Source organism: Orrella daihaiensis, assembly GCF_022811525.1.
GTDB classification, from domain to species: domain Bacteria; phylum Pseudomonadota; class Gammaproteobacteria; order Burkholderiales; family Burkholderiaceae_B; genus Algicoccus; species Algicoccus daihaiensis.
On the sequence record NZ_CP063982.1, the window covers coordinates 2,399,303 to 2,412,699 of the forward strand.

Sequence of the window (13,397 nt, forward strand, 5' to 3'; positions counted from 1 at the left end):
TCCGAGCACCACCACCGAGGCAATGCTAGGCAGGATCATATAGATTCAAGCGCAGTTCGGCAGCAACATCGGCAATCATTTTTTGTGCTCTGACACTGTTGCCAAACCCATCTAGCGGTGGCGAGAAGGCGGCAATGCCAAGCTTGCCTGGTGCCACAGCCATAATGCCGCCACCCACGCCACTCTTTGCGGGCAGCCCGACGGTGTAGGCCCAATCGCCAGAACTGTCATATAACCCCTCCATGGTCATCTCTGCCAAGATACGCGGCACATGATGGCCCTTTAAGACCTGCATCCCTGTTTTGGGATTCCTGCCACGCGCGGCAAGTGTTGCGGCCATGATAGCGAGCTCCACCGTGGTGATGAGTGTGGAGCATTGTCTGGTGTAGACATCACAGACTTGCATCGGATCAGCGGACATCGTGCCGTCAGCATACATAAGCCAGGCAATAGCGCGGTTGTGAAAATTCGTTGTTTGCTCAGACTGATTAACTTCATCTGACAGCTTGATGTCACCACCAGTCAAATCACATTGCATCCGTAAAATTCGCTGCCACCGGTGTTCAACGTCTTTAGCATCGACCAAACTGACTGTTGCCATTGCACCAGCATTTACTAGAGGTGACTGTGGCTTACCACCATGCAACTCCAATGCCATCACGGAATTAAAGGCTAAGCCCGTCGGATCGGCACCGATCTTTTGTTGCACCTCTTCTGGGCCAACATCCTCGAGCGCTAATGCCAGCGTAGCGACCTTGGAGATGGATTCAATGGCGAAGGGATATTGGCAATCACCAGCAGCACAAACTGTGCCGTCAGACAAAACCACAGTCAGCGCAGACAGCGTCGATGACACATCGGCTAGATAAGGGATGTAGCTCGCATTATTACCACCAGAGACCTCTTTATATCGGGAGTGTACGTCTTTAACCAATGACTGAAGTTTGACCGGATCAAATCGCATACGAAGTCCTTATTTGTATGAATCGCTGTCAGGAACAACATAAATTCTTTATGAGGAATGCATTCACCGGATCTTAGGTATTGTGAGATTACGGGCTAAACACAGCGCAAGCTCAGGGCACATAACAAACCAGCTATCAAACCGTTAGTCATGCTAACTGCAGCCGTGCCAGCCGTGCATACAAACCGTCTTGCTCAGCCATAGCCAAGAGCTCCTGATGCGTACCTTGCTCCACCAACCTGCCCTCATCGAGCACCAGAATACGATCCACGCTAAGCACCGTCGCTAAACGATGCGCAATGATTAAAGACGTTCGACCGGGCAATACCGATTCCAATGCAAGCTGTACCTCACGCTCAGATACAGCATCAAGCGCACTTGTCGCCTCGTCTAAAAGCAGAATTGGCGGATTCTTCAGAATTGTGCGTGCGATTGAAATTCGTTGCTTCTGCCCACCAGACAGGCGCACACCGCGCTCACCCAGAAAGCTCTCATAACCATTAGGAAGTGCCGAGATAAAACCATGGGCATGCGCAGATTTAGCCGCTTGAATTACTTCATCATCAGTGGCATCAAGCCTGCCGTAGCGAATGTTTTCCATCGCGCTCGCCGCAAATATCACTGGCTCTTGTGAGACAACTCCAATCTGGAGCCGCAATTGATCAACTGTCCAGTCCAATAGATTTTTTCCGAATACAGTAATTTGTCCACTTTGTGGCTGATAGAACCGCAGCAACAATGAAAACAGCGTACTCTTGCCAGCCCCTGATGGACCAACGACTGCATAGCGTGAGCCTACTGGCACACTAAAACTTAAATGATCAAGCGTTAAACGATCTAGTTGTGACGGATAGGCAAACGAAACAGCTTTAAACGCAATGGCTGGCGAAGACAGCTGATCGACTGCGGGTGTTGAATTGGCAAAGCCAGTAACGATGGTGTTCGGTATAGCAGACTCAGCCTGCATCAGTTCAACGAGCCTTTCAGTGGCGCCGGCAGCGCGCTGCAAATCACCCCAGGTTTCAGACAATGCCCCAATGGACCCTGCGATCAGTACCGCATAGAGGACAAACTGGGTTAAATCACCAACTGACATTTGGCCGCTTGCGACATCACGCGCACCCATCCACAGCACAAACACCATCACAGAAAATGCCATGACGATGGTGACTGCAGCAAGGGCTGCGCGCAGAGCGGTGCGTTTTTTTGCTTGTGCAAAGGCAATTTCTACCGCTCGCCCATAACGCTTTGTCTCATATGATTCACGCACAAAGGCTTGAACCGTGGTCATGGCATTTAAAACTTCACCAGCCATGGCACTAGTGTCAGCCACCTTATCCTGGCTGGTTCGTGAGAGTTTGCGCACATAACGACCCATGGCCCAAAGCGGCAATACCACCGCGAGCAGCAGAATAATCATGATGCTCGCAAGCCAAATGCTTGTGATTAACATCATCACGATGCCACCAACGAGCAATACAGCGCTTCTGAGTGCAATTGAAATACTGGAGCCCACCAACGTTTGCACCAGTGTCGTGTCACTGGTCAATCGGGACAGCACTTCTCCGGTTTGCAGTGTTTCAAAGTATTCCGGACTTTGACGCAGCACATTATCAAACACTTGCTTACGAATATCGGCCACCACCCGTTCGCCCAACCAGGACATCAGATAGAACCTGGCCGCTGTCGCAAGTGCCAGAACCACAGCCACTATCAACAAGTCGAGGAATTTCTGATTAATCGCTGGATTTGCAAGTCCCGTATCAATCAACCCACGAAATGCTAGAGGCACAGCGAGTGTGGCGGCGGCAGCCAACAGTAAAAACACAATTGCGAGTAACCACTGCCCGCGATAACGTGAAAACACTCTATAGTCACGCCACCAACGAGCCAAGCTACCCAGAGACTTGCTGGCTTTAGATGGGCGTTTATCCTGAATCGTCGTCATAGGCAGCAGTGTAAGGGCTACGCCGAACTTTGTAGGAAACGAACGTTATCTTGCGAACGCACCCTTGCTGAACGCTTACTGAGGACGAGCCCGTCTGCGGCTATATAAAAAATAAAACATCACGGTTACACACAACCAAATCGCAAACAACTGGTAGACAGTCGCACTCAGATTAAAGAGCAGATACAGACAACTCGCAATGCTAAGTACCGGGACGAGTGGATAAAAGGGGGTGCGATAACCAGGTGGCTGCCTTTTAAAGTAGCTACGCAAGACGATCAATGCAATAGCGACCGCAATAAATGTGACTAACGTTCCAAGGCTCACCATGCTCCAGAGCATATGGCTAGGCACCACAGCAGCTAATGGTGTGACGATGATCGCTGAGACCAAGATCCCTGTGCTCGGACTGCGGCTGTGTGGATTGATTTTCCCGAGAGCCTCTGGAATGATCTTGTCACGTGCCATCGCAAAGAAAATCCGTGACTGACCATAAAGACATACCAGCGTGACGCTAAAAATTGACATCACCGCACCAGCAGCAAGGATACCGGCTAGCCAGGGGGCATCTGTCGCTCTCTGCAAAATCATCGTGAGGCTACCTTGATGACCCGCAAAATCACCCGCTGGCTGCACGCCAAGGCTGCTCACGGCGACCAGGACGTAGACGGCCGTCACCACAATGAGTGCCGCAATGATGGCAAGGGGGATGTTTCTCTGTGGATTGATAGCCTCTTCACTTGCATTGACCACCGCATCCAACCCAATAAAACTAAAGAACACAATCGCAGCGGCTGCACCAACGCCCTCAATGCCGAATGGCATAAAAGGTACAAAGTTCTCTTGTTGAAATACCAGCAGTGCCATCAAAACAAACAACGCCAGTACGCCGAGCTTTGATAACGTCAGAATCGCATTCACGATCGCTGACTCGCGCGAACCGCGCAGCAACAGAATTGTGCACATCCAGACTAGCACCACTGCCGGCAGATTGACGTAGCTTTGGCCGCTTAGGACCCAACCTTCTTCACCGTCTACAAAGGGAGCTGTACGTATGGCCATTGGTATTTGTTGACCGCTCACGATCGTGATCAAGTCATTCAAATAGCTGCTCCAGCCCACTGCTACAGCAGCGCCGGCAATACCCCACTCAAGTAACAGACAGGCTGCCACCAACATGGCTGCACCCTCACCGAGTGTCATGTAGGTGAACGTATATGAGGATCCAGAAACTGGCAACGATGAAGACACCTCGGCATAACAAAGCGCGGTCAATGCAGCTGTGACTGCCGCCAGAACGAAGGACAACACCACAGCAGGACCTGCAATCGGCACTGTCTCGGCAAGCGCAAAGAAAATCCCCGTCCCGAGCGTACTACCGACACCCATTAGCGTGAGTTGAAACAATGAGAGATTGCGCAGCAATCCGCCCGCAACACTTTTGTCGTCAACTGAAGGCAGTGCTTTACGGCGTAAGATCTGATTTAACACAACGGTCTGTTTCTAGTCACAACCAAATGTCACGTACCATTTAATTTGTGACTATTTCATGGCTCGTCAAAAACGCCAGTGTAATTGAATCGCGCATTTTGACGACTTCATGAAACGAATCGACAAACATTGCCAAGCGATATCCTCAACCCGGATGTCATACCCCCACAGCCTATACTGAGAAAGCCCTACTGCCTGTACTACCGAATTAATCTACTGACACCATAGAGATAGCTAACTCACTAGCACCTCACCGATGCAGCCCTCAGCAAATAACCATGACATCAAAGGTTGAAGCACCCATCACACTAGACACCGCAACCATCAGCGAAGTTATCTCGATGGCGCTAGGTGACGGGATTATGTTTAAGCAAATTCAGACCCAACACGGACTGAACGCCGATGAAGTTAAAGCGCTGATGCGACATCACCTAAAACCCGGCAGCTACAAAGCGTGGCGCAAGCGTGTTCGGTACATGAGAGATAAACGAACACACTATAAGTAACATGCCAGTTCCTATGAACGCAGTGCCGCTAGGTCCTCGCCGTTTACAAACAGTCTCACACCAATCCTGCCACAGACCGTGCCGCCGGTGCCATCGGGGCGCGATTTTTTCAGACAGATCTCCACGCCTTGAATCTGCTTGAACTTTGCACAGCATCGCACGATATGACTGGCTAATATTTCCTGAGTTTCATAGCGTTTGTTTTGTGAGACAGCATGGATTTGTTCCAGTAGTGGGTCATAGTCAAACACATGCGCCATACCGTCTTGCTTGATAAGCACTAAAGCAGGGTCTACCCGCAACGTCAAATCCAGAAGATGCTCGTAAGGATCGGAATCACCGGACGCAAAAACACCGATGTGTGCCTTGACAGGCACATCAGAGAGTTCGATGGTGCTGTGCAGGGTCACTGCTCACTCCAGTTTTATCTAACACGACTGAAAGCCTACAACAGAAAACCGCGGTGAGGACAGATAATCTTAGTCACAAGATCACGACAGCATCGCCCATCGAACTAAAGATATGGCGAAATTTTGTGTAGTGACACTTCTACGGAGTCTTATTTGACGTCCTCCCCGTCCTGAACGACGAGGATTCCTCTTGGCTTTCTCAAGCCGCCAGGATTGGGCGTGTATCGCTACTTCCCAATGGTTCCTGCTTCATCGTTAAAACCAACGTTTCAACTCCACAGGCTAGCACCCGATGCCCTCGGGCTAATACGTTCAAAGCACCCACCAAGTCAGCGTTTTCTGCATAACCGCATGCTACACATTTAAATCTTGACTGTGTGGTGCGGTTGTCTTTGCTGACATGGTGGCAACATGGGCAGGTCTGTGAGGTGTGTTGAGGATTGACCTTCATCACTTCGCCTCCTAGCCAGGCTTGCTTATATTCAAGCATCCGTACAAACATGCCCCAGCCTTGGTCCAGAATCGATCTGTTTAAGCCCGACTTGGCTTTTACCTGCCGACCTGGATTGGCCATATCGCCTTTGGCCGATTTCGTCATGTTTCTCACCTTCAAGTCCTCAACTACAACCATGGCGTGGTTTTTGCTGATCAGCGTTGAGGCTTTGTGCAAGAAATCATGTCTCGCATTAGCGATGCGTTCATGCAGACGGGCTATCTTATTCGTTAACTTCTGCCAGTTGGCAGAGAACCTCACTTTCTTGCTCAAACGGCGTTGGGCCATAGCCAACTTCGCTTGCAACTGCTTAAAACTATTGAATGTGCTTAGAGGCTCTATGTATGAACCGTCAGACAAGGTGGCAAAGCGACTGACGCCCAAATCGATGGCCACGATCGAAGTGGCCGGGTGAGCTGATAGTTGCGCTTCATACTCGGTCTGAATCGACACGTACCAGTGCTCGCCTTTGCGGCTGACCGTCATGTTCCTGATGTCACCGATCACCTGTCGGCTGTTGCGATACTTGACCCAGCCAATCTTGGGCAGGTATGCCCGATTGGCTTTCTCATCGAGCTTGCAACCTTGCGGGTAGCGAAAGCTGTCACTTGAACTACCACTGGCCCCACCACCCGCACCACCACCGGCACCACCCGCTCCCTTTTTCTTAAAGCGCGGGATCCGTTTGAGTGGCTGTGTCTTGTCAAAGGCATCTTTGAACGCGCGAGCCAGGTCTTTGAGGGTTTGCTGCAACGGCTGGGAGTGCACGGATTTTAGAAACCCGTATTCCTCAGACTGCTTCCACAGTCCAAGCCAATAAACCAACTCAAAGTACCAGAGCAGTGGCTGCTTGTTCTCAAGGCGAGACAGATTTAACGCAAGCGCTTTATTCCAGACAAAGCGATTGGCACCGGCGAACTCCACCATCTTCTGCGCTTGCTCTGGGGTGGGATTGAGCCGGAATTTAAATGCTTTGCGAATCACTGTCATAATGACAAGGATTTTACCAAAGGCACTGGAGATCCGGCAGCCCAGGAGACAAAAAACAACCGAAAAGAACTAACCGACAGGCTGCGCCTGCGCGCTTACATCCCCGATCTGAAGAACGGGGCTTTACGCGCAGAACGGTAAATAGCTCATCACCAGGCTCGCCATGACGTGATCCAATGGTGTAAGTTCACTTTAATTGGAAGCAACCAACCGGGCTAATCAAATCCCGATCTACTTTAATCATGGTTAATCCGTCAACGTCTCCAGCACCCACACAGGTCAACACCCGGGCTCTGGTGTCCCTGATGTTAAGCGTTGTAGTGGTCACCATGGATATATCTTTGACCAGTACCGCCGTACCCGCTATTGCCCAAAGTCTTGGCCAAAGCCCTGCGCAAACGATCTGGATTATCAACATTTATTACTTGACGGTAGTGGCCTCCTTGTTACCACTAGCCGCGCTCGGTGAAATCATCGGTCACAAGAGGGTCTTCAGTGTGGGGCTTGTGATTTTCGCCATCGGGGCTTTGATTAGCGGATTTTCAGAATCACTCACCACTCTAATGCTTGCACGGGGCCTGTTAGGCATTGGCGCAGCAAGCGTCTCATCCACGACGCCCGCACTAGTCAGGACGCTCTATCCACCCGCTCAAATTGGCCGTGGATATGGCCTGTATGCCTTGATCGTTGGTGTGGCATTCACCGCTGGACCGACTGTCGCATCGGTGGTGTTATCGATCACCAGCTGGCAATGGATCTATTTGGCCAATGTCCCATTTGCCTTGGCTGCTTTATGGTTGATCACAACAGGACTTCCTGACTCGGAGCGAGCAGACAGGCGGCTTGACCCGATAGCAGCCGTCCTTTGCGCCTTGATGTTTGCAGCTCTGCTCACAGCTGTTTCAAGTGTGGGTCATTTAAAGTGGATGCAGGTAGCGATCGCTGGTTTGGCCACGTTTGCATTAACCTACGCCCTAATGCGTCGCGAAGCCAATAAACCGGCTCCCATCCTTGGCATTGACCTGTTTCGGATTCGGCTGTTTGCACTGTCATCAATGACAGCCATTACTGCATTCACCGTACAGGGTTTAGTCTTTGTGGTGTTACCGCTGCTGCTGACCATAGAGCTTGACTACACGCCAGCACAAGCAGGGCTACTGATAACGCCGTGGCCAGCTGCACTAGCGATATTTAACGGTATCTCCGGACGCTTGACGGAACACATTGCTCCCGGCGCGCTCGGAGCCGTGGGAATGATCATAGTTGCTGTCGGCCTCATTCTGGTAGGCACAATGCCAGACCAAGCAACACCCTTCGATATCGGCTGGCGGTTGGTTGTCTGTGGCATTGGTTTTGGGTTGTATCAGTCACCCAATATGGTGGCTTTGATGAACAGCGCCCCGAAGAACCGCAGTGGCAGCGCTAGCGGCATAGTAGCCACTTCACGACTACTGGGACAGTGCATTGGTGCGACAGCTGTCGCATTCTGCCTGTCAAGTTTCGGCAATACAGGCATACAAACGGCAATCTGGGTTGGTGTGGTCGTGGCTGTCCTGTCAGCCTCAATCAGTGCTAGTCGATTAACAAGGATGGCACAGCATTCATAGTCAGACCGCCTGTTGGCCAAGGAGAATGCACACCACAAAAGAGCACCGAATACCGCCCCAGAAAAATCGTTCGTCGCCAATGAGCATCTGAGCCAGCATCTGCGGTTAAACCTGTGCCACTTTGCGAGTAGCACTTTGTTAATAGCAGCTCGTTGTGAATCCCTCGCACAAGACCCACCGTTATTTCCCGTGGCGCTCCCACGCCAGTTTGGCGCCCTGTGCCAAGGCATAAAGCTTCTGCATGGCAACCTCTCGACTCATGGGTGCAAGACCGCAGTTCGTACAGGCAATTAAATGCTTCTTGGGAACAAACTGTAAAGCACGGCCTATGGTATCCGCGATTTCTTCAGGACTCTCAATATCCGGATTCGCAACATCAATGACACCTACCATGACATCTTTACCCTCAAGAAGCTTCATCAACTCCATGGGGACGTGGGAATGCATGCACTCAAGGCTAACCTGCTGAATTGAACTCTTGGCCAAAGCAGGGAATACCTTCTCGTATTGACGCCATTCATCCCCGAGTGTTTTTTTCCAATTGTTATTGGCTTCGATCCCGTAGCCATAACAAATGTGAACCGCAGTCGTGCAAGTCAAACCTTGAGCCGCCCGTTCCAGTGCCGCAACTCCCCACTGAACCGCATCATCCATGTAAACGTTAAAAGCCGGCTCATCAAACTGGATAATATCTACGCCATCGGCTTGCAGAGCCAGCGCTTCTTGATTAAGCAATTCAGCAAACGCCATGGCCATCTTGACCTTGTCGCCATAAAACCGATCGGCAACCGTATCCACAATCGTCATGGGACCTGGCAAGGTGAACTTCACTTTTTTGCGTGTATGCGCCCGGGTCAGTTGCGCTTCAAACGCATGCACACGGCCTTTCAAACGCAAAGGTGCAATGACTTGAGGGACCATAGCGTCATAGCGATTGTTACGAATCCCCATCTTCACTTTATTTACAAAATCAATGCCCTCCACATGCTCTACGAAACCATGAACAAAATGTTGACGGGCTTGCTCGCCATCGCCGATGACGTCTAATCCAGCATCTTCTTGAGCCTTGATCCAAACAAGTGTGGCATCTGCTTTGGCCTGCAAAAGTTCGGCACCTTGGCTTTTCCACTCTGGCCAGAGTTTTTCAGTTTCAGCCAACCAAGCGGGTTTGGGTAAGCTGCCAGCGATTGCAGTTTTAAACAAGATAATCTCCTTTATAGATGCAAGATCTTATCCCAGCGAACGGCACACTACCAAGCCTGTCGTCAACCACATGGACAGGACTTTGTATTGTTAATCAACTTGGCGTTCATCGCCCCCAAGCGCGGCAAACTTCGCCTGCATCGTCGGATTGCCATGCGTAAGCTTTTTAATGGTGACGTCTTGGGCTTTGTCATTGGCCAAACGCAAGTTTCGAACTGAGCTCTCAAGCGCCTTCTTGGTCTTTTGCAGGTGGTCGATCGATTTATCGATTTCATCCATGGCAGTCTGAAACTGCCGAGAGGCCAATTCGTAATTTCGACCAAATGCAGTCTTAAACGTGTCAAGCTGCTCTTCAAAACGGGTGATATCGATGTTCTGGGCTTTAACGTGGGCAAGCTCAGTCTTGTACTTCAAAGAATTCATCGCCGCGTTGCGCAGCAAAGTGATGATCGGGATAAAAAACTGCGGGCGCACCACATACATCTTGGGGTAGCGATACGAGACATCGACAATGCCAGCGTTGTAGAGCTCACTGTCGGACTCAAGCAAAGACACCAATACCGCATATTCACAACCCTTTTCAGTGCGATCGCGGTCGAGTTCTTTGAAGAAATCCTCATTGCGCTTTTTAGTGGCAGTGGTGTCTGATTCATTTTTCATTTCGAACATGATCGACACAATTTCCGTGCCAGCATCGTCCTGATCCCGAAATATGTAGTCACCTTTGCTGCCGGTTCTCGCATCATTGTCTTTCTCGAAGTAAGCCCTTGGGAACGCGGTGGCGCGAATACGATTGAACTCGGTTTCGCAGTGTTGCTCCAGCGTCTCGCCCACCATTTTGGTTGACAACTGGGCTTTTAAGTTCTGCAACCGATCGATCATGCTGTCGCGATCTTTGATCTGGGTTTCGAAGTTCTGTGTGAGAGACTGCACTTCAAGCTTGGCACTCAACTGAGCTTGCTCCAGCCCATTTCTTAAGTTGAGTATTTCAGCTTGCTGGCTTGCAAGCGCCTGCTGCAGCTGGTTTTCGAATTGGACTTTGGCAAGTTGCTCAGCCGCTTTTTTGTCGGCCTCAAGCCGAATCAACTGGTTAGCTAGCTGGTCACGCTCTCTTTCGACAGTACTCAATGCTTCAGCTACAGCAAGTTGCCTTGCCACCTCGCTGGCTTGCAGCTTGGCCTGCAAGTCCTGTATCTCGGATTGTTTCTGGGCGGCAGATTTTTCCAATTCACGTTCGACCTCGGCGCGCACCAGCGCAACCGCATTTTGTTTTTCTCGTTCCGCAAAATCAAGCCGCTCCTGCAATTGACGCTCAAACTCATGATCATGAACTTGCTTCAGGATGTCGGCATAGCCAGCTTCGTCAACTTTGAACGCTTTGCGGCAATGGGGGCATATGATGTCGTGCATGAAAAGTTCCTTGGGGCAGCTTGGGCACCACTGGCAGTGGTGAGATTTAATTAGCTCTTCGGACGGTGGCTGAATCTTAGCCGTGTTGGTGTCTCGTTGCATGAGCCACCAATACGGCTCATCTAGGTCACGACCGAAAACAGCAGTAACCAAAAAGCTCAGGGCTAGACGCCCTCGTCAAACAAGTCCTGTCCCAGAATAACCGCATCTCCTGTGCGGCCCCTGTGGTGGCACACGCGCAGGCCGAGCTGAACAACGGCAAGCTTGGATGGCCATCTTCACTTAATGTACCAGGCGCATCACTGTCAACCCCATGCTGTTTTTCAGGGGTTGCCAGTTCCTGTGCAAAACGCCAGCAATTTCGTAGGTGTCCTACCGAAATACTTCATCAGCATGTTGCGGCTACCCTATGAGCCACCTAGGTAATGGAGCTAGTCGGCCTAGCGATTACAGAACAACTAGCCCTGGGTCTGGCTTATCTTCTTGCCGAGGTGCGCCATTAGAGCCCCAGCTAGGCTGTAATTACATTTTGCTCAATGTGTCGTGTGAAATTACTCAATAAAACAAGCAAAATGTAAACTATGTTCGATCGATCACAGTTAAATGTTTTAAATCAACGCCTTAAAGAGAAACGGCGTTTCATGCAAGTCTTGTCTGAACCAAGACAAGTCGGCAAAACAACGCTCGCAAAACGCGCCATCGAGAGTTTTTCGGGGCGCAGCCACTACGCCACAGCCGACCAGACCAGTGCACCTGATGCCAACTGGATCGTTCAGCAGTGGGAGATCGGGCGACGCCTGCGGCAAACTGGACCAGCACTGTTGGTACTTGATGAAGTCCATAAGATCACGAGATGGTCTGAGGCCGTAAAGATGCTGTGGGATGAGGACTCATTTCATAACGAAACGGCTCATGACCTTCACGTCGTGCTGTTAGGCTCATCGCAGTTCCTGATGCACACTAGCACCACCTCGAGTTTGACTGGACGATTTGAGTTGATCAAAGTACCACACTGGTCACACACCGAAATGCATACCGCCTTCGGGTGGACAGTCGAGCAATACGTCCTGTTCGGTGGCTACCCGGGCGCTGCGACCATCATCGGTGAAGAAGAACGCTGGCGGACCTACATGCTAGACACTGTCATGGAGCCCGCGTTGTCGAAGGATGTCTTGCAAATCACTCGGATCGACAAGCCCGCTTTGCCTAGGCGCCTCTTTACACTCGGATCTCGGTATTCAGGTCAGATTCTTTCGTATCAAAAAATGGTGGGACAACTACAAGATGCCGGCAACACCAATACTGTCTCCCATTACACCGACAAGTTTGCGACGAGCCTAATCCGCTTCGAACTTCGATGCCAAGCAACATTACAACCTCATCAAGTGGTCGTCGCTTCGGTTTCATTACGGTTTCGACTGTTGCTTTCCCATCACAACAAAATCGACTTAGTTACCTAGGCCAGTTGCCAGTTCTAAAATCGTCTACACATTGAGACCTAAATTGAGACAATCATGAAATCAACCAGTCTGACGTTGTCGCTGTCGCTTTCACTCTTGCTGCCTTTCGGTGCAATGACCGCCAATGCGCAATCACTCGACAAGCAAGTTGCTGCATGCGCCGCCATTCAGGGCAATTTGGAACGTCTAGACTGTTTTGATCAACTGGCCAGACAACAAGGACTCAACCAGCCACAGGCCAACCCTGTTCCAACCCAAGGTGTTGGCAGATGGGAAATCGCTGACCAAACCAATCCAATTGATGACACCAGAACGGTAGTACTTGCCCTAGTGGCGACGCAAGGCAAACCGCACCTTGGGGACGAAATCACGTTGATTGTTCGCTGCAAAAGCAACAACACAGATGTTTACATTGATTGGGAAGACTTTTTGGGGAGCGAAGCTGAGGTGATCACCCGTATCGGGAACCTCAAGGCGCAGGTTCAACCTTGGAGCCTGTCAACAGACGCCAAAGCAACCTTCTACCCCGGTAACCCCGTCGAACTCATTCAAGCCATGATGCAACACAACAGTTTCGTGGCCCAGGTAACACCTTATAGCGAATCACCGGTAACAGCAGTGTTTGACACCACGGGACTCCAGAACGCCATTGGGCCGCTTCGCCAGACCTGCGGCTGGTGAATCCAGCCCAACAAGCGCTCCAAGACTACAAAAGACCCGGTTGTCGCATGCGCCACCAGTGACTCGCTTTTACTTTTGCCCGTAGCGACCACAACTTGGAATTGACACAAGTCAAATGAGCCTAGCGATACCGCTATGAGCCCGCGAGTCTTGGCGCTAGATCATTAGCGAACACATCTTCCTAATATGTATCTGCAACGACTGATTGGTGATATAACGTTATAGGTCTGGCGA

Annotated in this window: 11 protein-coding genes; 4 read left to right on the plus strand and 7 right to left on the minus strand. The window is 50.8% G+C overall.

Annotated features, from left to right (window positions below):
• Positions 1–25 precede the first annotated feature (25 nt).
• The 3 genes from glsA to DHf2319_RS11085 all read right to left on the minus strand — a co-directional run bounded on the left by glsA (position 26) and on the right by DHf2319_RS11085 (position 4,403).
• Positions 26–964: a glutaminase A gene (gene glsA / locus DHf2319_RS11075; protein WP_243478412.1), complete on the minus strand. Its 939-nt coding sequence runs from the start codon at positions 962–964 to the stop codon at positions 26–28.
• Between the two features lie 148 nt (positions 965–1,112).
• The gene (locus DHf2319_RS11080) at positions 1,113–2,912 is read right to left on the minus strand and encodes an ABC transporter transmembrane domain-containing protein (protein WP_243478413.1); all 1,800 of its coding nucleotides are present in this window, start codon (positions 2,910–2,912) and stop codon (positions 1,113–1,115) included.
• 75 nt (positions 2,913–2,987) lie between these two features.
• Positions 2,988–4,403 carry an APC family permease gene (locus DHf2319_RS11085; RefSeq protein WP_243478414.1) on the minus strand — a complete coding sequence of 472 codons (1,416 nt, stop codon included), beginning with the start codon at positions 4,401–4,403 and terminating at the stop codon, positions 2,988–2,990.
• A 278-nt stretch (positions 4,404–4,681) separates the two neighbouring features.
• On the opposite strand from DHf2319_RS11085, the gene DHf2319_RS11090 reads away from it, so the two are divergent.
• Positions 4,682–4,909: a DUF2805 domain-containing protein gene (locus DHf2319_RS11090; RefSeq protein ID WP_243478415.1), complete on the plus strand. Its 228-nt coding sequence runs from the start codon at positions 4,682–4,684 to the stop codon at positions 4,907–4,909.
• 11 nt (positions 4,910–4,920) lie between these two features.
• On the opposite strand, the gene DHf2319_RS11095 is transcribed toward DHf2319_RS11090, so the two are convergent.
• Together DHf2319_RS11095 and DHf2319_RS11100 are read right to left on the minus strand one after the other, a co-directional pair.
• Positions 4,921–5,319 (minus strand): dihydroneopterin aldolase, encoded by a 399-nt coding sequence (locus DHf2319_RS11095; RefSeq protein ID WP_243478416.1) that lies wholly within the window; start codon positions 5,317–5,319, stop codon positions 4,921–4,923.
• 199 nt (positions 5,320–5,518) lie between these two features.
• Positions 5,519–6,802: an RNA-guided endonuclease InsQ/TnpB family protein gene (locus DHf2319_RS11100; protein WP_243478417.1), complete on the minus strand. Its 1,284-nt coding sequence runs from the start codon at positions 6,800–6,802 to the stop codon at positions 5,519–5,521.
• A gap of 305 nt (positions 6,803–7,107) precedes the next feature.
• Here DHf2319_RS11100 and DHf2319_RS11105 point away from each other — a divergent pair, with 305 nt between their 5' ends.
• The gene (locus DHf2319_RS11105; protein WP_243478418.1) at positions 7,108–8,409 is read left to right on the plus strand and encodes an MFS transporter; all 1,302 of its coding nucleotides are present in this window, start codon (positions 7,108–7,110) and stop codon (positions 8,407–8,409) included.
• Between the two features lie 180 nt (positions 8,410–8,589).
• On the opposite strand, the gene DHf2319_RS11110 is transcribed toward DHf2319_RS11105, so the two are convergent.
• Complete coding sequence (locus DHf2319_RS11110) at positions 8,590–9,612, minus strand: methionine synthase (protein WP_243478419.1); 1,023 nt, start codon at positions 9,610–9,612, stop codon at positions 8,590–8,592.
• Between the two features lie 90 nt (positions 9,613–9,702).
• The gene (locus DHf2319_RS11115; protein ID WP_243478420.1) at positions 9,703–11,022 is read right to left on the minus strand and encodes a DUF2130 domain-containing protein; all 1,320 of its coding nucleotides are present in this window, start codon (positions 11,020–11,022) and stop codon (positions 9,703–9,705) included.
• A 581-nt stretch (positions 11,023–11,603) separates the two neighbouring features.
• Between DHf2319_RS11115 and DHf2319_RS11120 the strand changes: the two genes are divergently transcribed.
• Both DHf2319_RS11120 and DHf2319_RS11125 read left to right on the plus strand, forming a co-directional pair.
• Positions 11,604–12,482, plus strand: coding sequence for an ATP-binding protein (locus DHf2319_RS11120; RefSeq protein ID WP_243478421.1), 879 nt, complete (start codon positions 11,604–11,606; stop codon positions 12,480–12,482).
• A gap of 54 nt (positions 12,483–12,536) precedes the next feature.
• Entirely contained in the window at positions 12,537–13,163 is a 627-nt protein-coding gene (locus DHf2319_RS11125; protein ID WP_243478422.1) for a type VI secretion system-associated protein TagO, read from the plus strand.
• Positions 13,164–13,397 lie beyond the last annotated feature (234 nt).